This is a genomic window from Sandaracinobacteroides saxicola (genome assembly GCF_014117445.1).
Lineage (GTDB): Bacteria > Pseudomonadota > Alphaproteobacteria > Sphingomonadales > Sphingomonadaceae > Sandaracinobacteroides_A > Sandaracinobacteroides_A saxicola.
The window spans coordinates 1194219-1212039 of sequence record NZ_CP059851.1 but is presented as its reverse complement, the minus strand read 5'-3'; the positions used below and the strand labels follow the sequence as shown (position 1 = coordinate 1212039).

Genomic DNA, 17821 nt, shown 5'->3' with positions numbered 1-17821 from the left:
TTACGAAAATTGTCACATTCATGCCGATATTCGGCATGGTGCGGGGGGGAGACTGTGATATAGCATCGCAATGCAGCGGTGGGAGTCCTGGAGGAACGCCGGTGCTGAGTAGGCGGACAGGAGCATCGCCTGTCCGGGACCGGTGTTAGGGTTGCGACAATCGGATGGGCCAACCATCCGGGAAAAGGAGATGCAAAGGGTGACGGCTTTCGCCACCGTTCAGGCTTTTGTGGAGGATGTGAAGCAGGCAGACAGCCTTGGTGAAATCGCCGAGCAGTTGTCCTGCGCGACGCGCGCCTTTTCCTTTGACCATTATGCGCTGACCCAACGTTATGGCCTGCGGATCGACGAGGCCCCGGTGCAGATGACCGACTATCCACCGGAGTGGATCGGCATGCTGGCCAAGAATGATTATTGGGTGAATGATCCCGTGCTGGCCGCCTGCCAGCGCAGCGTGGCGCCCTTCAACTGGGACGACCTGCCGGACATCATCCCGATGAACAGCAAGCAGCAGGGCTATATGCGCGCCGCCGCCAATCGCGGGCTGGCGAAGGGCTATACCGTGCCGATCCACATCCCGGGCGAGGCGACGGCGCTCTGTTCCTTCGTGCTGACGCAGGATCGCGCGCTGCCGCGGGAAAGCCTGCCGGCGGCGCAGTATCTGGCCTGCTTCGCGTTCGAGGCGGCGCGGAAGCTGGCCGGCAAGGGCGGGCCCGAGGGGCCGAAGCTGACCAAGCGGCAGCTGGAATGCGTGGTGCTGGCGGCGCGCGGCAAGAGCGACTGGGTGGCGGCGCAGATCCTGGGGCTGGCGCCCGACACGGTGCACAAATATATCGAGAGCGCGAAGGCGCGCTATGGCGTCTCCTCCCGCACCGAGCTGGTGGTGCGGGCGCTGTATGACGGGCAGCTGGGCTTCGGCGATCTGTTGAGCTGAGCCGTGCCGGGCGACGGTGTGTTGCAGAACTGTCGCATTCCAGCCGCTTATGGCGATAGCGATGCCGAATTTCGCGCGAGTTCCACTCGAGGCATTTGACACTGTTTTGCATTTATGGTTTCCATGACGCAATCCCATCGGATGGTGGGGTTTCGGGGGGTGGCAAGTCGCGCACAGGGGGGGTCGTATCCTGCACCGCAACCAGCCAGCTGTTCCTGATGCCCTGATACAGCCGCTGGGGTCCCGCCACTTCCGGCACGCAAGACTGCAATAGGGGATCAAGATGAAAGCATTTCTGACAGCAACCGGCGCCGCGATGGGCCTGGCTGCGGCGCTTGCCGCCCCGGCCAGCGCGAACACGCAAACGGGCATCTTCAATGGCATGGCCTATGAGGCGCGCAACATGATCGTGGGCATGACGCCGACGGCCAGCAACCCGCAGCCGGGCACCGGCGGCGGCGATCCGCTGTTCTTCCCGAGCTCCAACAAAAGCGGCGTCGCGGCGCTGATCATGGACTATGGCGCGCAAGGCCGCTTCATCTGCACCGGCAGCCTGCTGAGCGATCGCGTGACCGTTCTGACCGCGGCGCACTGCGTCAACCCGCGCGCCGGCATCACGCCGACGACGACCGCCTATTTCTTCACCAACAACCCGAACGAGCGTACGCCGTTCAGCGTCAACGCCCGCGCGGTGGTGGCGCAGCAGCAGTCGATCAACGCCGGCTACACCGGCCAGGTGATCGACCATAACGACATCGCGATGCTGCGCCTGTCCCAAGGCGTGTATAATGTGATCGACGCCGATGGCACGAAGCGCGCGATCGACGCCTACAACCTCTATGCCGGCAACGACCTGACCGGTCTCGGCTTCAACGTCGCCGGCTATGGCGGGCGTTCCACCATCGGTGGTGCGTTTGGCAGCAATGCGCAGACCGGCTGGCTGCGCGAGGGCGACAACACCTATGATTACCGCATGGGCGACCCGCTGTTCAGCGCGATCCCGGGCAATGGCTGGCAGACGGTGTTCCCGAGCAACCCGAACATCGCGCACAGCTGGCTGTCCGACTTCGACAATGGCCGTGCCGCCAACGACATGGCGTGCCGCATCGCGCAGGCGTCCAACCTGGCGGGCGCGGCCGGCGTGGTGTTCTGCAACACCGGCGTCGGCGCACGCGAAGTCGGCGTTGCCGGCGGCGACTCGGGTGGTCCGCAGTTCATCGGTGGCGCGATCTCGTCGGTCACCAGCTATGGCCTCAGCTTCGGCACCGCCTGGGGCGATTGCCGCGCCGGCCTGAACAGCAGCTGCGGTGAGTTCAGCGGCTATGTGCCGACCTATCTGCACCGCGACTATATCGCCGCCTTCCAGGCCGTGCCCGAGCCGGCCACCTGGGCGATGATGATCATCGGCTTCGGCATGGTGGGCAGCGCGCTGCGCCGCCGCGCCGCCGTCGCCGCCTGAGGCAGCGGACAGACATCAGGGCCGGGGGTGCGAACCCCCGGCCCTTTTTCTTTGCTCGTTTCACGTCGCCTCGTCCTGTCACTCCTGATGGTATCAGGATCGGGGACTAATCTCCTGTTATAGAGCATTTTTTCGGAAAATCGGTTCCCACTTTTCCGCAACGCACCCTAAAAGGCGAACTGCGCCCCGCCCTGGAACAGGCGCGGTGTGCCCGGCAGGATACCGCGCGCCCGGTCGACGATGGTCAGGCGGTTGCCGATGTTCTTGACGGTGGCGAACAGCGTCACCCGCTCGCCGGGCAACACCCAGTTGACCGCGGCGTTGAACAGCACCCAGCCGGGAACCACCCCGCGCTGCCCGTCGGGTGTGACCGGCACAAGGTTGATATCGTCGGCAAACAGGCGGGACTGGCCCTGCGCCTCCACCTGCACGGTGACCGGCCCGTGCGTCACCCCGACCGCCAGGCTGCCCAGCCATTCCGGGCTGTACGGCAGGCGATTGCCGCGGACATCGGTTGCTACACCGCACGCCACCGTCCCGCGACCGGTCTCGACCGCCGTGCCGGGGCTGGCGCCATCGAAGCAGGGCACGCTTGCGATCCGCGTCGAGCTGAAGCGGGCGCGTTCCACCCAGGTCAGCTGGCCGCGGGCGAAGATGTCGGTGTCGGCCGTCCAGCCGGCGTCGCGGCTGGACAGTTTCAGCGCCAGTTCGGCCCCGCGATGCTGCGTGCGCCCCGCCGACGTCAGTGTGGTGCCCACGCCGCCGGCAACCGAGGCGGCGATGATCTGATTCTCGAAATCCATGGCGAACAGCGTCAGTTCACCGCTGATGCCGCGGCGTGAAAATCGCGCGCCCGCCTCGTAATTCCAGCTTTTCTCGGCCTCCAGGTCGACCGAACCGCCGCCGGCGGTGATGATGTCCTCCACGCGCGGCGGGGCAAAACCGCGATGCACGCCGGCGAACAGCTGGACATCGTCGGTGATCCGCCACACCGCCCCCAGGCCCGGCACGATCGCCTCGACAAAGGCCCTGCCGCTGGTGACGCCGGTTTTCGCCCCCGTCGGCCGGCCACCCGCCAGCACGTCGATCGGATTGGACCGGCGGTCATAGCGGACGAGCTCCGCGCGAACGCCGGGTTGCAGCGTCACCGCACCCAGATCGACAGTGGACTGCGCAAAGGCTGCGAAGGCTTCCACCTTGCGGACATTGTCTTCCCGCACGCCGCCGTTGACCCCGGTGCCGGGCGTGCGCGCCGTGGGCGTGTCGCCATTCCACTGCAACCGGCGCTGAAGCTCGCGATGATAGCGCACGCCCACCTCGCTGTCGCCCTGCCCCAGGCCCAGCGCATCATGATCCAGCGTCAGCCGTGTTTCCACGCCGGCAGTGTGGTAGCGGCGCAAACGCCCTTCATTGCCGCAGGCCGTCAGAAGATTGGCCATGCCGCCGCAGGCGGGATCGCTGGCATCGTTCGGGCGCTGGCCGCTGTTCGAACTCTGCCGCCACCAGTCCCGGTCGAAATAATGGTAGTAAGCCGTGGTTTTCAGCCGTGCGGCGGCGCCCAGCGTGATGCCATGCGCCAGGCTGGCGCTCAGCCGCTCGGTATCGAAGCGGTCATTGGGAAAGGGATTGCCACGCGGGTCGGCGGCGAACTCGGCCCGGGTCAGGCCGGAATAGCTGACCTGGCTGCGCTCCGCGAAACGCGACGCGCGCAGCGTCAGCGTCTGGGTCTCCCCAAGGTCCCATTCGCCCTTCAGATAGAGGTCGGAAAAGCGCAGCCGGTGGTTGGCGCGGAAGCCATCGGATTCGCGCACCGTGCCGTGCAGCAGCAGCCGGCCGCCCAGCGCCGGGCCGCCGATCATGGCATCGCCCGAGACATTGCCCCGGTTGCCGCCCGTCACCGTTCCCCGCGCCATCCATTCGGCGGGCGCGGCGGGCGTGATGTAATTCACCACGCCGCCGATGGTCTGCGGCCCGAACCGCACCTGCGCCGCGCCTTTCAGCACCTCGATGCGGCTGAAGCGTTCCACCGGCGGATGATAGTAGCTGGCATTGTCGCCATAGGGCGCGAAGGCGAGCGGGATGCCGTCCTCCAGCAGCAGCACCTTGGTGGAGCGGACGGGATTGAGGCCGCGAATGCCGATATTGGGCCGCAACCCCAGCCCCTCCTCGTCCCGCGGGAACAGGCCGGGAACCGTGCGCAGCGCCTCGTTCACATTGAAGATCCGGGCGCGGCGCATGTCCTCGTCGCTGATAACCGCCGCACTTCCCGGCAGGCGCAGCAGCGCCGCGCGTTCGCCGACCACCACGATGTCGGGCGTCGGTGCCGACTCCGCCGGATCGGCTTCGCCGGCGGCTACCTCGGGAACCACGCCGGTCATGGCGGCAAGAACCATCAGGGCGCGGGCGGGCATCGGGCGTCTCCAGTCGCTTAATTGCGAATGGTTTGCGTTTGCAAGACGAGAGGCCAGACGTCAAGCAGGCTGATGCGCCCACGCCTCGCGGGCATGGGCGTCCATGACCGCCCGGGCGCTATTCCGCGGCGGCCGCCGGCGCCGGTTCCCGCCAGCTGAGCACCGGCTTGCGTGCCGCCAGCGTCTCGTCCAGCCGGGCGCGCGGCGCGTGATAGGGCGCGGCGGCAAACCGCGCGCTGTCCCCTGCCTTCGCCGCCAGGGCGAGCCCGCGCAGCACCTCGATCAGCTGGTCCAGATTAGCCCGGCTCTCGGTCTCGGTCGGCTCGATCAGCATCGCGCCATGCACCACCAGCGGGAAATACATGGTCATCGGGTGGAAGCCCTCGTCGATCATCGCCTTGGCGAAATCCAGCGTGCTCACCCCCGTGCCTTCCAGGAAGTCGTCGCTGAACAGCGCCTCGTGCATGCAGGGGCCGCTGTCGCCGAACGGCGCCGACATCACATCCTTGCAGCGGGCCAGGATGTAATTGGCGTTCAGCACCGCATCCTCCGCCACCTGCCGCAGCCCGTCGGCGCCATGGCTCATGATATAGGCGAGCGCGCGGACATACATGCCCATCTGGCCATGAAAGGCCACCATCCGCCCGAAGCTGTGGTCATGCGCGGCGCTGGCATGCGCCTGCTCCTCCTCGATCAGCTCGAAGCGGCCATGCTGGTGCTCCACGAAGGGCAGCGGTGCGAAGGGCGCGAGCGCCGCGCTGAACACCACCGGGCCGCTGCCAGGCCCGCCGCCGCCATGCGGCGTGCTGAAGGTCTTGTGCAGGTTGATGTGCATGGCATCGATGCCCAGGTCGCCGGGGCGCACCTTCCCGACGATGGCGTTGAAATTGGCCCCGTCGCAATAGACGAAGGCGCCGGCGGCGTGCACCGCGGCGCAGATGTCGATCATGTCGGGCTCGAACAGGCCGCAGGTGTTGGGGTTGGTGATCATCACCGCGGCGACGTCAGGCCCCAGCCGCGCCTTCAGAGCCGCCAGATCGACCCGCCCGGCGGCGTTGGCGGGAATATCCTCCACGCGATAACCGCAGAAGGCCGCGGTTGCGGGATTGGTCCCGTGCGCGCTTTCCGGCACCAGCACCACCGAGCGCGCGTCGCCCTTCGCCTCCTGCGCGGCGCGGATCGCCAGCATGCCGCACAGCTCGCCATGCGCGCCGGCCTTGGGCGACATGCTCACCGCCGGCATGTTGGTCAGCTTGCACAGCCAGTCCGCCAGCCGGTGGATCAGCTCCAGCGCGCCCTGCACTGTGTCCTGCGGTTGCAACGGATGGATGTCGCCGAAGCCCGGCAGCCGCGCCATCTTCTCGTTGAGGCGCGGATTGTGCTTCATGGTGCAGCTGCCCAGCGGGAAGATGCCCATGTCGATGGCATAATTCTGCCGGCTGAGGCGGGTGAAATGGCGCACCACCTCCCCTTCCGCCAGACCGGCCAGCCCGATCGGGCGATGCCGGTCCAGCCCGCCAAGCCGCGACGCGACCGCGGGAACCGGCGGCAGGTCCACCCCGCAGCGATCCGGCGAGCCCTTCTCGAACAGCAGCGGCTCTTCCAGCATCAGCGCGCGGTTGCCGGTGATGCCGGCGGGGGCGTCGGCATTGGCTGCCACCGGCGCCGTCGGGCGTCCCTGTGCGTTCATCATTTCACCAGCTCCCGCAAGGCCTTGTCCAGCTTGTCAATGTCATCGTCCGAAACGGTCTCGGTGACCGCGATCACCATGCCATGGTCCAGATCGGCGCGGGCGGGGTAGAGCCGGCCGAGCGACACGCCGCCCAGCACGCCCATTTCCGCCATCGCGCGCAACGCCGGCCGGCCGCTGATCGGCAGCATGACCGTAAATTCATTGAAGAAATGATCGTTCATCAGTGAAACGCCGGGAATGGCCGCCAACCGCTCCGCCACCTGCACCGCGCGGGCATGGTTCAGCTCGGCGAGATGGCGCAGGCCCTTCTCCCCCAGAAGGCTCATGTGAATGGTGAAGGCCAGCGCGCAAAGACCTGAATTGGTACAGATGTTGCTGGTCGCCTTTTCGCGCCGGATATGCTGTTCGCGAGTGGAAAGCGTCAGCACGAAACCGCGCTTGCCATTGGCGTCCACCGTCTCGCCGCACAGCCGGCCGGGCATCTGCCGCATATATTTCTCGCGCGTGGCGAACAGGCCCAGGTAAGGCCCGCCAAAGTTCAGGCCGTTGCCGATGCTCTGACCCTCACCCACCACGATATCCGCGCCCATCTCGCCCGGCGCGCGGATCGCGCCCAGGCTGACCACCTCGGTCACCACCGCGATCAGCAGCGCGCCCTTGGCATGCGCCGCGGCCGCCAGTTCCGACAGGTCGGCGACATGGCCGAACAGATTGGGGTTCTGCACCACCACCGCCGCCGTCTCGCCATCGATCGCCTCGATCAGCGCCGCCAGGTCGTCGCCGGGCGCACCGGGGGTCAGCGCGGGCTCGAAGCTGACCACCTCGTCGTCGGTAAAGCGCGTCAGCGTCTCGGCGACCGAGACATAATGCGGGTGGGTGCCGCCGCTCAGCAGATACTTCTTCCGCCGAGTCACCCGCCGGCCCATGAACAGGGCCTCGGTCATCGCGGTCGAACCGTCATACATGCTGGCGTTCGCCACCTCCATCGCCAACAGGCGCGCCACCTGCGTCTGGAACTCGAACAGATATTGCAGCGTGCCCTGGGCGATTTCCGGCTGATAGGGGGTGTAGCTGGTCAGGAACTCCCCGCGCTGGATCAGGTGATCCACCGAGGCCGGCACATGATGCTTGTACGCGCCGCAGCCGACGAAGAAGGGCCCCGCGCCCGCCGGCACATTCTTCGCGGCGAGCGCGCCGAGCTCGCGCTCCACCAGCATTTCCGGCATGTGGTGCGGCAGGCCGGCAATGGGGCCGGGCAGGCGCGCGGCCTCCGGCACATCGCGGAACAGCGCGTCGATATCGCTCGCGCCGATCACGCGCAGCATGTCGCGCCGGTCATCAGGTGTCAGCGGAAGATAACGCATTTTCAGTCCTTTGGCTTTCGGGCCTGCCAGCGCAGGCGAACATAATCGGCGGTCCATTTGCCGTCCGCGTCGCACAGCGCCGGCTTCAGCAGCGCCTCGACATCGGCCACGGCGGCGTCGCGATCCGCGGCATGCCGCACGAACCCGGCGCGGAAGGTGTTCAGCCAGGCGACCATGCCGGTCGGCAGCGGGGTCGGGCGCGGGATGATCTCGGCCTGGATGTCGGTGAAGCCGGCGGCCGCCAGCCGCGCCGCATGGGCGCTGGCGGTGGGATAGTTCTGCTCCTCATCGGCCGCCTCGCCCCGCGCCATGCTGACGGCGCGGATGGCGGTGCGGATCGCGGCGATGTTGCCGTGCCCGCCGCATTCGCCCACGAAGCGCCCGCCAGGCTTCAGCGCGGCGAACACACCGGCCAGCACGGCGTCATGATCGGGCATCCAGTGCAGCGCGGCGTTGCTGAACACCGCATCGAACTCGGCTTCGAACGCCAGCGCCTGGCCATCACCCTGATGCACGGTCAGCCCCAGCGCCCGCGCCGCCGCCAGCATCGAGGGATCGGGATCGAGGCCCAGCACCTCGGCCCCCGCCTCCACCAGCTGCGCCGTCAGCACCCCATCACCGCAGCCCAGATCCAGGATGCGCTCGCCGGGCCGCGGCGCCAGCAGCGCCAGCACCGGCGCCCCCAGCGCCGGCACGAAGGCGGCATGCGTGCCATAGTCCGCGGCGTTCCAGGCCATCAGAGCGTCGCCACGAAAGCCTGGTAGGCGGCCGCGTCCATCAGCCCCTCCAGCTGCGCGGGATTGCCCAGCGTCATGCGGAAAAACCAGCCCTCCGCCTCCGGCGCGCTGTTCACCAGGCCCGGCTCGCTTTCCAGCGCGGGGTTGCCTTCGGTCACGCGGCCATCGATCGGCGCATAGACATCGGACGCTGCCTTCACCGATTCCACCACCGCCGCCTCGCCGCCGGCGGTCAGCTCACGACCGGGTTCGGGCAGGTCCACGAACACCACATCGCCCAGCTGACCCTGCGCATAATCGGTGATGCCCACGGTCGCGGTGTCGCCGTCAACCTCGATCCATTCATGTTCCTTGGTGAAATAGCGCATCTTTTCCTCCGCTTATCGAACATAGTTCTTTTGCCAGAACGGCATGGGCGCGGCTGTCGCCGGCAGCCGCCGGCCACGCACCTCCACCGCCAGCGCCGTGCCGTCGGCGGCGTGGGCCGACTCCACATAACCCATGGCCACCGGCGCGCCGACGCTGGGCGCGAAACCGCCGCTGGTCACCACGCCGACCGGGGCGTCGCCCGCGAAAATGGCTGCACCCTCGCGCACCGGCTGCTTGCCCTCGAACCGCAGGCCGATCCGCTTGCGCGGCGCGCCGTTGAACAGCTGGTCGAGCACAGGGGCGGCACCGGGAAAACCGCCTTCCGCCTTGCGCCGCTTGGAGATCGCGAAAGACAGCCCGGCCTCGACCGGCGTCGTCTCCGGCGACAGGTCATGGCCATAAAGCGGCAGCCCCGCCTCCAGCCGCAGCGAATCGCGTGCCCCCAGACCAATCGGCTTCACCTCGGAATGGGCCAGCAGCGCCTGCGCCAGCGCCTCGACGCTACCGGCCGGCACGCTGATTTCAAACCCGTCCTCGCCGGTATAGCCCGACCGGCTGACCCACAGCGGCACGCCGCGCCAGTCGAACCCGCCCGAACGCATGAACTTCAGCGCCGCCACCCCCGGCAGCATCGCCTCCAGCACGGCTGCCGCCGCCGGCCCCTGCAAGGCGAGAAGCGCCAGGTCCGGGCGCGGCGTCAGCGTCACACCGGCCGGCAGCCGCGCCTGCATGTGCGCGATATCGCCGGCCTTCGTGGCGCCGTTCACCACCAGGTAAAAATCGTCGGCCCGCCGCGTCACCATCAGGTCGTCGATGATGCCGCCGGCGTCGGTCAGCAGCAGTGAATAGCGCAGCGCATTTTCCGCAAGACCCAGGAAATCACCCGGCATCAGGCTTTCCAGCCAGGCCGCCGCCCCTTCGCCCGCGACGGTCAGCTGGCCCATGTGGCTGACGTCGAACAGCCCGGCATGTTCGCGGGTCCACAGATGTTCGGCCATCACGCCTTCGGCAAACTGCACCGGCATGGCGTAACCGGCGAACGGCACCATGCGGCCGCCCAGCGCACGGTGCAGGCCATCGAGCGGCAGGGTCAAAAGATCGGCGTCGGCCATGGTTCACCCGCAACAGCATGCCCGCCCGATTGCGGCCATGGCGCCCCCTCTGTCACGGAACCTGAGAGCTTTGGTGCAACGCCTTGCGAAGTCGCTGCATTTACCCCTTCGGTGGCCAGCCTTCGCCGGCGCTTTCCAGAGTGTCGGTGGTGCGAGCGCTGCGGTCCCGTTGCCTGAGAGATTCCGGGGGCGGTTGCTCCTTCGGCGGCCCCGGACCTGGATCCGGTGCACTCTCCCGCAGCGCCGCCGGGGTTGCCCCCGCCGACGCCGCTCGCATGACGGGTTATGGCGATTCGGTCAACCGATCAGCGCCGAAAGCGCCGGCCAGTCGTCCGCCACCGCCTTGCGCCCGGCGGCGATGCCGGCGCGGATTTTCGCCGGATCGAACTCCAGCGTGTCGGAAATCTCCGCCGCCGGCGCGATGATGTGGATGGGCGCGAAGCGATAGGTCGACAGTTGCGCATCGAGGGGGGCCAGGATCGCCGCCGCCGCTGTACCGGTGATTCCGGATTTCGCCAGTGCAGCGGCCTGTTTCCCGCGTGCCGCGATCAGCGCGTTGATCAGCGCCGCCTGGCCGATGTCGTTCGCCACCACTTCCGACGTCAGGATGCCGACCGAGCGCAAAGCGATCGACACCAGGCTGTCATATTGCCGTGTGACGGGCGCGGCGGCCGCCAGCGGGGAGGCCATCACCACGATCACCGCGCGCGGGTTCCAGTCCAGCGCCGCCGACAGCGGCGTGACGTTGCGCACGCCACCATCGACCCATTGTTCCTGCGCGCCGGCGGCGTCACGGGTGGTCAGCGGCGGAAAAAAGGGCGGCTGCGCCGAACTGGCATAGACCCAGTCGGCGATGTTGGGGGTGTTTTCGTGGATGCTGCGAAAGGCGCCGCTTTGCAGGTTGACGACGCCCAGCAGCAGTTTCTTGCCCGTGGCCGCCAGTTTCGCCGGATCGGCGAAGCGCCGGATGCGGGCACGGATCGGCGCCGGATCATAGAGCGAGCTGGCCCCCAGCAGCCCGCCGATGATGCCGAGCGGCTTCGGCCGATAGACATCCTCGTTGCCGCGCAGCCCCAGCCATGCGTCGAGCAGGCCCGGCATGTCGTCCTGCGCACCCCCCAGTGCCTGGATGGCGCCGGTGGAGACGCCGGCGAAAATGTCGATCGCGACTTTCCGCGCGCTGATCAGCTCATCGAGCACGCCCACCTGGAACGCGCCCTTCGCGCCACCGCCGCTCAAGACGACTGCAATGCCAGCTGCCATGGCGCACGGCATAGCAAAGAAAGCAGGCGATGTCTCGTTGGTTTCCTTTCGCCAAAATCGGTGCTAAGAATAGCTGAAGATATGGCGTGCGCCGCCGGGGGACTTGTAATGGCAAGCGTGGCTCGGACTGCAATATCCACAGCGGTGATCGATCGGCTTGCCGGATCACCTCGGACCCATGCGTTTGACCGCTGGATCTTTGTTTTTACCGCGGCGACCTTTGTTGTCATTACACTTGCCGGATTCGTCCCCGATTCTCTTAACAAAATGGCGGCGGTCGCGGCGGGAAAGCGGCCACCTTTTCCAATGGTCATGCACGCGCACGCCGTTCTGATGGGAAGCTTTCTCCTGCTGCTATTGGCGCAAACCTATCTTGCGGCGACCGACAGGGTCGGCTGGCACAAGAGGCTGGGCATCTCAACGGTGGTGATCGTGCCTGCGCTGGTGATCGTGGGATTCATGCTCGCCCCGGCCATCTATCATGAAACCGTGCAAGCCGCGCAGGCCGCCCCGCCTGAAGCCCGCCCCCAGCTGGAGGCGGTGGTCGCGCGCAAGGAAAACATCCTGTTGAACCAGATGCGGATGGGCATCCTGTGTCCGTTGTTCATTGCTATTGGTTTGAAGGCCCGCCGCCAAGATGCCGGGCTGCACAAGCGCATGATGATCCTTGCGACGGCCGTGGTTCTCGGGCCGGCGATCGTCCGCATTCCCGGATTGCCGACGAGTTTCCCGACCTCGCCGGTTGCGACGGACCTTTACATGTTGTTGGCAATCGCGCCGATGGTCATGTGGGATATATACCGCAACGGCTATGTTCATCGGGCTTATCTGATCTGGCTCGGCATCGGCGTGCCCTTTTATGCGATCACTTATGCGTTGTGGGACACGCCCTGGTGGCACATGACCAGTCGCGCCATCCTGCAATCCTGAGGCAGGACGGAACTGTTCAGGTCGAACATCCGGTCGCAACCGTTCATGCAAGGCAAGACATCAGGCTGCCGTGCCATTCGCCCGGTTTGACTATTTCTTCGCATCCTGTGCGGTCTTTTCGATCGCGCCACCGGCGGACTTGATGTCCTTGCCGACGCCTTCGGTGGTGTTGCAGGCGGCAAGCGTCAGCGTGGCGAGGAAGACAGTGAGGGCGAGGGTGGGGCGCATGGTGGTTCCTTTCAGGAATATTGCCGGTCCAACCCCCGCCACGCCCGCGGGTTCCCGCGTCAGCCGATGCTGACCACCGCTTTTCCGATCAGGTCACCCGCCGCCATCGCCGCGAACGCGCGTGGCGCCTCCGCCAGCGGCACCGACAGGCCGATGTGCGGGTGCAGTTTCCCGGCGTTGGCCAGCGCGTCGATGGCATGGATGTGGCGCCGGCCAGCCGCCGGGTCCTGCCGCCCCGCCTCGCCTGCCCGCACGCCGATCGCCTCGATACCCTTCAGCAGGAAGCGGTTCAGCGGCACCGGTTCCGCCTGGCCGCCGACAAAGCCGATCACCAGATAGCGCCCGCCCCAGCGCAGCGCTTTCAGCGCCGGCGGCACCAGCGCGCCGCCGACGGGATCGAACACCAGGTCCAGCGCGCCTGCATCCGCGAAATCCGGTGCGGCACGATCAATCAGCAGCGTCGCATCCGCGCCCGCCGCCCGCGCCGCCGCCAGTTTCGCCGCGCTGCCCGCCGCCGCGATCACCTCTGCTCCCAGCGCCTTGGCCACCGCCACCGCCGACAGCCCCATGCCGCCCCCGGCCCCCGTCACCAGCACCCGCTCGCCCGCCGCCAGCCGCCCGCGCTCGAACGCCACCCACGCCGTCAGCGCGCCGACGCCGAACGCCGCGGCCTCAGCATCGTTCAGGGCCTCCGGCGCGGGCCGCACGCCACGCAACGGCAGGGTCAGCCGCTCGCATAGCGTGCCCGCGCGGCTGCCCACGACCATGCGCTGCCCCAGCAGGTCGGCCGAAACCCCCTCCCCCACCGCGATCACGCGGCCGCAGGCCTCCATGCCCGGCGTGAACGGCAGCGGCGGTTTGTACTGATAGCCCCCGGACAGCATCAGCAGGTCGGGATAGTTGAGCGCGGCGGCCGTCAGCGCGACCGAAATCTCGCCTTCCCCCGGTGGTGGCGGCTCGGGCGCGTCGGGCACAAGGGTCAGCGCCTCGATCCCGCGCAGTTCGGACACCCGCCAGGCCTGCATCCCACTCTCCTTTTGGCGCGGTTGCTGCGGTCAGGCGGCGCTGTCAATGCCGCGGTGACAGATTGCAGCGGTGCAACAGAGGAGCGAGCGACCATGCTGAGTTTCGGTGCCATCCTTGAACGGTTGGGGGGAAGCCTGGGCGAGGCTCCGGCGCTGATCCACGGGGACATGGTCGTCAGCTGGGCCGATTATGCCCGCCGCACCGCGGCGCTGGCCGCGGCCTTCGTGGCGGCGGGCGCGGGGCCCGGAGACAAGGTGGCGCATCTGATGCGCAACTCGCCCGCCTATCTGGAAACCACCGGCGCGGCGTTCCGGGCGCGGATGGTGCATGTCAACGTCAACTACCGCTACACCGCCGAAGAGCTGTGCTACATCCTGGACAACAGCGACGCCGCGGTGGTGGTGTTCGATGCCGAGTTCGCCGACGCGATGGACAGCATTCGCGCCCGGCTGCCGCTGGTGAAGCTGTGGTTGCAGGTCGGCGGCACGCCCACCGGCTGGGCGCAATCTTATGACGCGGTGGCGGACAGCGGCGCCACCCTGCCGCCGCAGGCGCATCGCTTCGGCGACCAGCTGTTCATCTACACCGGCGGCACCACCGGCTATCCCAAGGGTGTGATGTGGGAACACGGCGCACTGTGGACGCTGCTGGGCGGCGGTGCGCCGCTGCCGGGCATGCCGCCGGCCGAGAGCCTGGACGCGCATGTCGCCACCACCCTCGCCCTGCCGCAGCGGCGCAAGCTGCTCGCCATGCCGCCGCTGATGCACGGGTCCGCCTTCCTGCTGTCGATCTATGTGCTGGCCTGCGGCGGCGCGGTCATCACCTCGCCGGCGAAGAGTTTCGAGGCGGCGGACGCGCTGGCGCTGGCGGCACGGCACAACCCCGATACCGCAGTCATCGTGGGCGACGCCTTTGCCCGGCCGATCCTGCGCGCGCTGGACGCGGGCGAAGGGTCGCTGGGGGCGATGATGATGATGATCTCGTCCGGCACCATGTGGTCGCCGGAGGTCAAGGCCGGGCTGATCCGCCACAATCCCGGCCTGATGTGCCTCGACGCCTTCGGCTCGTCCGAAGGGCTGGGCTATGGCGCCAGCATCTCGACCGCGGCGGCGCCGGATGCGCCCACCCGCTTCATGCACGACCCGAACACGCTGGTGCTGGACGAAGACAACCGGCCCATCGAACCCGGCAGCGGCAGGTCGGGCCGCGTCGCGCGCACCGGCCTGATCCCGCTCGGATACTATAAGGATCCGGCGAAGAGCGCCGCCACCTTCGTGGAGATCGACGGCCGCCGCTTCACCATTCCCGGCGACTGGGCGACGGTGGACCCCGACGGCGCCATCATCCTGCTGGGGCGCGGCAGCCAGTGCATCAATTCGGGCGGCGAGAAGATCTTTCCCGAGGAAGTGGAGGAAGCGCTGAAGACCCATGCCGCCGTGGAGGATGCGCTGGTGTTCGGGGTCGCCGACGAGAAATGGGGCCAGGCCGTGACCGCCGTCGTCGAGCTGACGGCGCCGGCGGAGGAAGCCGCGCTGATCGCGCATGTCAAGACCGCGCTTGCTGCCTACAAGGCGCCGAAGCGGGTGCATGTCGTGGCGAAGGTGCCGCGCGCGCCGAACGGCAAGGCCGACTATGCGGCTGCAAGGGCGCTTGCCGCCTAAAACAGCAGCGCCCGCATCGCCCAGGCGATGGCGCCCACCACGGCGGCGCCCAGCGGCCACAGCAGCGCGAACCAGGCGAGCCGCTCCCGCAGCGGCGCCGGCGGCGCGTCGCCCTCCGGCGGAGGCTCAATGATAGGCATCGCCCACCCGCACCTTGCCGCGGAACACCCAATAGACATAGCCGGTATAGCCCAGGATCACCGGCAGCATCACTGCCACCCCCACCAGCATCAGCGCCAGCGCATTGTCGGCGGCGGCCGCCTGCCAGATCGTCACGCTGAACGGCACCGCATAGGGAAAGATGCTGATGGCAAGGCCGGCGAACGCCGCCAGGAAGGCGACGCAGGCGGCAAGATAGGGGCCGTAAAGGCTGCCCTCCTCCCCCGAGCGGCGCCAGACATAGAGCAGCGCCAGCAGCGCAATGAGCGGTGCCGGCGCCACCGGCAGGAACATCGGCCAGTCGACGGCGCGCATGGTCACGCCCCAGCGCGCGACGATGTCCGGGCTGAGCGACAGGGTCGCCAGGCTGACCGCGCCCATTGCCATCGCGACGGTCGGCGCCAGCGCCTGCGCCCAGCGCCGGGCATGGGCCAGCAATTCCCCTTCCGCCTTGATGATCAGCCAGCAGGCCCCCAGCAGCGCATAGCCCGCGACCAGGCTGGCGGCGACCAGCAGGCTGAACGGGGAGAGCCAGTCCCAGGTGCCGCCGGCAAAGGCCCGGCCCTCCACCGCGATGCCCTTCAGGAACCCGCCCAGCACCAGCCCCTGTGATGCCGCCGCCAGCATCGACCCGCCGGAAAAGGCCGCGCTCCACACCCGATGGTCGCGGCCCTGGGCCTTGGCGCGGAACTCGAACGCCACCCCGCGGAAGATCAGCGCCAGCAGCATCAGGATGACCGGCAGATACATCGCCGGCATCACCAGCGCATAGGCCAGCGGAAAGGCCGCGAACAGCCCGCCGCCGCCAAGCACCAGCCAGGTCTCGTTGCCGTCCCACACCGGCGCGATGCTGGCGGTCATCACATCCTGTTCCGCACGGGTGCGGGCGAAGGGAAACAGGATGCCGACGCCCAGGTCGAAGCCGTCCAACAGCACATAAAGCACCACCGCGGTGCCGATGATGACGGCCCAGATCAGCGGCAGGTCAAGGCCGCTCATGCCGTCGCTCCCGCCGTCTCGGGCGCGGTTTCGGTCACCATGGCAAGCGCGCTCCCCGGCGCCTCGTTCGGCGGCGTCGGCGCCGTTTCGCCGACTTCCGGCCCCTTGTCCGCCAACCGGAAAATATACCAGACGCCAGCGGCGAACACGATGGCATAGACGATCAGGAAAGCGATCAGCGAGGACGCGACCGCGCCGACCGAGACCGGCGACACAGCATCGGCCGTGCGCACCACGCCGTAAACCACCCAGGGCTGCCGGCCGACCTCCGCCGCGAACCAGCCGGCCACGACCGCGACGAATCCCGAGGCCCCCATCGGCACCGCCAGCCAGTGGAAGGCCCGGGCATTGTCCAGCCGGCCGGTCGCCCACAAAAGCGCGCCCAGCAGGCCCAGCCCGATCATCGCGATGCCCAGCCCCACCATCACCCGGAAAGACCAGAACACGATGCCCACGGGCGGGCGATCCGCCGGCGCCACCGTCTTCAAGCCGGGCAGCACGGCGTCGGCGTCCCCTGTCACCACCCAGCTGCCGATGCCGTCGGGCAGCGCCAGCCAGACATCGGTGGTCTGCCGCACCGGGTCCGGCCAGCCGAGCAGGATCGCTGGCTGGCGTGCGGTCTCGTACCAGCCCTCCATCGCCATCACTTTCGCGGGCTGATGCGCGTGCGCCACCTTCCCCGACTCATGCCCGGCGATCAGCTGCAACGGCGCCAGCACGGCCACCAGCGCGATCGCCATGCGCTGCATGATGCGCGTTTCGGCATTGATCCTGCCGCGCAGCTTCAGCCAGGCCGCCGTCGCCAGCACGAACAGCCCGGTCGTGAGATAGGCCGCCAGCACCATATGGGCGAGCCGCACCGGCATCGATGGGTTGAAGATCACCGCCCAATAATTGGTCGCCACCATCCGCGGTCCGTCCCAGGCGAAGCCCACGGGCGTCTGCATCCAGCTGTTCGCCGCGATGATCCAGAAGGCCGAGAACAGCGTGCCGACGGCGACCGCGCAGGTGGCGACGAAATGCAGCGTCGGCCCCACGCGTTTCCAGCCGAACAGCATGATGCCCAGGAAGGACGCCTCCAGGAAGAAGGCGGTCAGCACTTCATAGCCGAGCAGCGGCCCGATCACGCTGCCCCCCTTGTCGGCAAAGCCGCTCCAGTTGGTGCCGAACTGATAGGACATGACCACGCCGGAGACGACGCCCATGCCGAACGCGATGGCGAAGATCTTCAGCCAGAAGAGATAGAGGTTGCGGAACGCCGGGTTCTTGGTGACCAGCCAGCTGCCTTCCAGCACGGCGAGATAGCTGGCAAGCCCGATGGTGAAGCTGGGGAAGATGATGTGAAACGCCACCGTCCAGGCAAACTGGATGCGGGCGAGGATGAGCGCGTCCCATTCCACGGCTGACCACTCCTGCGGTTGGCGCAAGAGTGACTCAATAGGGCGTAGCCGTCAAATGTCGGATTGACGCGGGCGC

The 17821-nt window shown here is 67.8% G+C and carries 15 protein-coding genes, 2 pseudogenes and 2 riboswitches; of the genes and pseudogenes, 5 read left to right on the top strand and 12 right to left on the bottom strand.

Features of this window, described 5'->3' with window-relative positions:
- Positions 1 to 199 precede the first annotated feature (199 nt).
- The 3 genes and pseudogenes from H3309_RS06090 to H3309_RS17780 all read left to right on the top strand — a co-directional run.
- Positions 200 to 934, top strand: coding sequence for a helix-turn-helix transcriptional regulator (locus tag H3309_RS06090; RefSeq protein ID WP_182297855.1), 735 nt, complete (start codon positions 200 to 202; stop codon positions 932 to 934).
- A gap of 283 nt (positions 935 to 1217) precedes the next feature.
- Positions 1218 to 1655: pseudogene (locus H3309_RS17785) on the top strand (trypsin-like serine protease); the annotation flags it as partial.
- Positions 1656 to 2291: 636 nt separating this feature from the next.
- Positions 2292 to 2393: pseudogene (locus H3309_RS17780) on the top strand (PEPxxWA-CTERM sorting domain-containing protein); the annotation flags it as partial.
- Positions 2394 to 2560: 167 nt separating this feature from the next.
- Here H3309_RS17780 and H3309_RS06080 read toward each other — a convergent pair.
- The 7 genes from H3309_RS06080 to H3309_RS06050 all read right to left on the bottom strand — a co-directional run bounded on the left by H3309_RS06080 (position 2561) and on the right by H3309_RS06050 (position 11342).
- Positions 2561 to 4804 (bottom strand): TonB-dependent receptor family protein, encoded by a 2244-nt coding sequence (locus H3309_RS06080; RefSeq protein WP_182297853.1) that lies wholly within the window; start codon positions 4802 to 4804, stop codon positions 2561 to 2563.
- Positions 4805 to 4922: 118 nt separating this feature from the next.
- Entirely contained in the window at positions 4923 to 6497 is a 1575-nt protein-coding gene (gene gcvPB, locus H3309_RS06075) for an aminomethyl-transferring glycine dehydrogenase subunit GcvPB (RefSeq protein WP_182297852.1), read from the bottom strand.
- Complete coding sequence (gene gcvPA / locus H3309_RS06070; protein ID WP_182297851.1) at positions 6494 to 7861, bottom strand: aminomethyl-transferring glycine dehydrogenase subunit GcvPA; 1368 nt, start codon at positions 7859 to 7861, stop codon at positions 6494 to 6496. Before gcvPA ends, gcvPB begins: the two co-directional genes overlap by 4 nt.
- A 2-nt stretch (positions 7862 to 7863) precedes the next feature.
- Positions 7864 to 8598 carry a class I SAM-dependent methyltransferase gene (locus H3309_RS06065; RefSeq protein WP_182297850.1) on the bottom strand — a complete coding sequence of 245 codons (735 nt, stop codon included), beginning with the start codon at positions 8596 to 8598 and terminating at the stop codon, positions 7864 to 7866.
- Positions 8598 to 8966 carry a glycine cleavage system protein GcvH gene (gene gcvH / locus H3309_RS06060; protein WP_182297849.1) on the bottom strand — a complete coding sequence of 123 codons (369 nt, stop codon included), beginning with the start codon at positions 8964 to 8966 and terminating at the stop codon, positions 8598 to 8600. The genes H3309_RS06065 and gcvH overlap by 1 nt, the downstream gene beginning before the upstream one ends.
- 12 nt (positions 8967 to 8978) lie before the next feature.
- Complete coding sequence (gcvT, locus tag H3309_RS06055) at positions 8979 to 10079, bottom strand: glycine cleavage system aminomethyltransferase GcvT (protein ID WP_182297848.1); 1101 nt, start codon at positions 10077 to 10079, stop codon at positions 8979 to 8981.
- A 39-nt stretch (positions 10080 to 10118) separates the two neighbouring features.
- Positions 10119 to 10228: riboswitch (glycine riboswitch) on the bottom strand.
- A gap of 2 nt (positions 10229 to 10230) precedes the next feature.
- Positions 10231 to 10327, bottom strand: a riboswitch (glycine riboswitch).
- A 49-nt stretch (positions 10328 to 10376) separates the two neighbouring features.
- Positions 10377 to 11342, bottom strand: a complete 966-nt coding sequence (locus H3309_RS06050; protein WP_182297847.1) for a patatin-like phospholipase family protein — start codon at positions 11340 to 11342, stop codon at positions 10377 to 10379.
- 144 nt (positions 11343 to 11486) lie between these two features.
- Here H3309_RS06050 and H3309_RS06045 point away from each other — a divergent pair, with 144 nt between their 5' ends.
- Positions 11487 to 12272: a hypothetical protein gene (locus H3309_RS06045; protein ID WP_207791564.1), complete on the top strand. Its 786-nt coding sequence runs from the start codon at positions 11487 to 11489 to the stop codon at positions 12270 to 12272.
- A 90-nt stretch (positions 12273 to 12362) separates the two neighbouring features.
- Here the strand turns inward: H3309_RS06045 and H3309_RS06040 are convergent, their stop codons facing one another.
- Both H3309_RS06040 and H3309_RS06035 read right to left on the bottom strand, forming a co-directional pair.
- Complete coding sequence (locus tag H3309_RS06040; protein ID WP_182297846.1) at positions 12363 to 12500, bottom strand: entericidin A/B family lipoprotein; 138 nt, start codon at positions 12498 to 12500, stop codon at positions 12363 to 12365.
- A 59-nt stretch (positions 12501 to 12559) separates the two neighbouring features.
- On the bottom strand, positions 12560 to 13525 hold the full coding sequence (locus H3309_RS06035) for a zinc-binding dehydrogenase (RefSeq protein ID WP_182297845.1): 966 nt from the start codon (positions 13523 to 13525) through the stop codon (positions 12560 to 12562).
- A gap of 93 nt (positions 13526 to 13618) precedes the next feature.
- Between H3309_RS06035 and H3309_RS06030 the strand changes: the two genes are divergently transcribed.
- On the top strand, positions 13619 to 15187 hold the full coding sequence (locus H3309_RS06030; RefSeq protein ID WP_182297844.1) for an AMP-binding protein: 1569 nt from the start codon (positions 13619 to 13621) through the stop codon (positions 15185 to 15187).
- Here the strand turns inward: H3309_RS06030 and H3309_RS06025 are convergent.
- Genes H3309_RS06025 through H3309_RS06015 form a run of 3 tightly spaced genes read right to left on the bottom strand, consistent with a single transcriptional unit; the run spans position 15184 to position 17745 of the window.
- The gene (locus tag H3309_RS06025; RefSeq protein WP_182297843.1) at positions 15184 to 15327 is read right to left on the bottom strand and encodes a DUF2474 domain-containing protein; all 144 of its coding nucleotides are present in this window, start codon (positions 15325 to 15327) and stop codon (positions 15184 to 15186) included. The two genes, H3309_RS06030 and H3309_RS06025, sit on opposite strands and share 4 nt — an antisense overlap.
- On the bottom strand, positions 15314 to 16345 hold the full coding sequence (cydB, locus tag H3309_RS06020) for a cytochrome d ubiquinol oxidase subunit II (RefSeq protein WP_182297842.1): 1032 nt from the start codon (positions 16343 to 16345) through the stop codon (positions 15314 to 15316). The genes H3309_RS06025 and cydB overlap by 14 nt, the downstream gene beginning before the upstream one ends.
- Positions 16342 to 17745: a cytochrome ubiquinol oxidase subunit I gene (locus H3309_RS06015; RefSeq protein WP_182297841.1), complete on the bottom strand. Its 1404-nt coding sequence runs from the start codon at positions 17743 to 17745 to the stop codon at positions 16342 to 16344. The genes cydB and H3309_RS06015 overlap by 4 nt, the downstream gene beginning before the upstream one ends.
- Positions 17746 to 17821 lie beyond the last annotated feature (76 nt).

Coding starts and splice junctions, on each gene's coding strand:
- cydB (WP_182297842.1), bottom strand. CDS start 16,345: ATGAGCGGCCTTGACCTGCCGCTGATCTGGGCCGTCATCATCGGCACC.
- H3309_RS06080 (WP_182297853.1), bottom strand. CDS start 4,804: ATGCCCGCCCGCGCCCTGATGGTTCTTGCCGCCATGACCGGCGTGGTT.
- H3309_RS06065 (WP_182297850.1), bottom strand. CDS start 8,598: ATGGCCTGGAACGCCGCGGACTATGGCACGCATGCCGCCTTCGTGCCG.
- H3309_RS06035 (WP_182297845.1), bottom strand. CDS start 13,525: ATGCAGGCCTGGCGGGTGTCCGAACTGCGCGGGATCGAGGCGCTGACC.
- H3309_RS06030 (WP_182297844.1), top strand. CDS start 13,619: ATGCTGAGTTTCGGTGCCATCCTTGAACGGTTGGGGGGAAGCCTGGGC.
- gcvPB (WP_182297852.1), bottom strand. CDS start 6,497: ATGATGAACGCACAGGGACGCCCGACGGCGCCGGTGGCAGCCAATGCC.
- gcvPA (WP_182297851.1), bottom strand. CDS start 7,861: ATGCGTTATCTTCCGCTGACACCTGATGACCGGCGCGACATGCTGCGC.
- H3309_RS06025 (WP_182297843.1), bottom strand. CDS start 15,327: ATGCCTATCATTGAGCCTCCGCCGGAGGGCGACGCGCCGCCGGCGCCG.
- gcvT (WP_182297848.1), bottom strand. CDS start 10,079: ATGGCCGACGCCGATCTTTTGACCCTGCCGCTCGATGGCCTGCACCGT.
- H3309_RS06050 (WP_182297847.1), bottom strand. CDS start 11,342: ATGGCAGCTGGCATTGCAGTCGTCTTGAGCGGCGGTGGCGCGAAGGGC.
- gcvH (WP_182297849.1), bottom strand. CDS start 8,966: ATGCGCTATTTCACCAAGGAACATGAATGGATCGAGGTTGACGGCGAC.
- H3309_RS06040 (WP_182297846.1), bottom strand. CDS start 12,500: ATGCGCCCCACCCTCGCCCTCACTGTCTTCCTCGCCACGCTGACGCTT.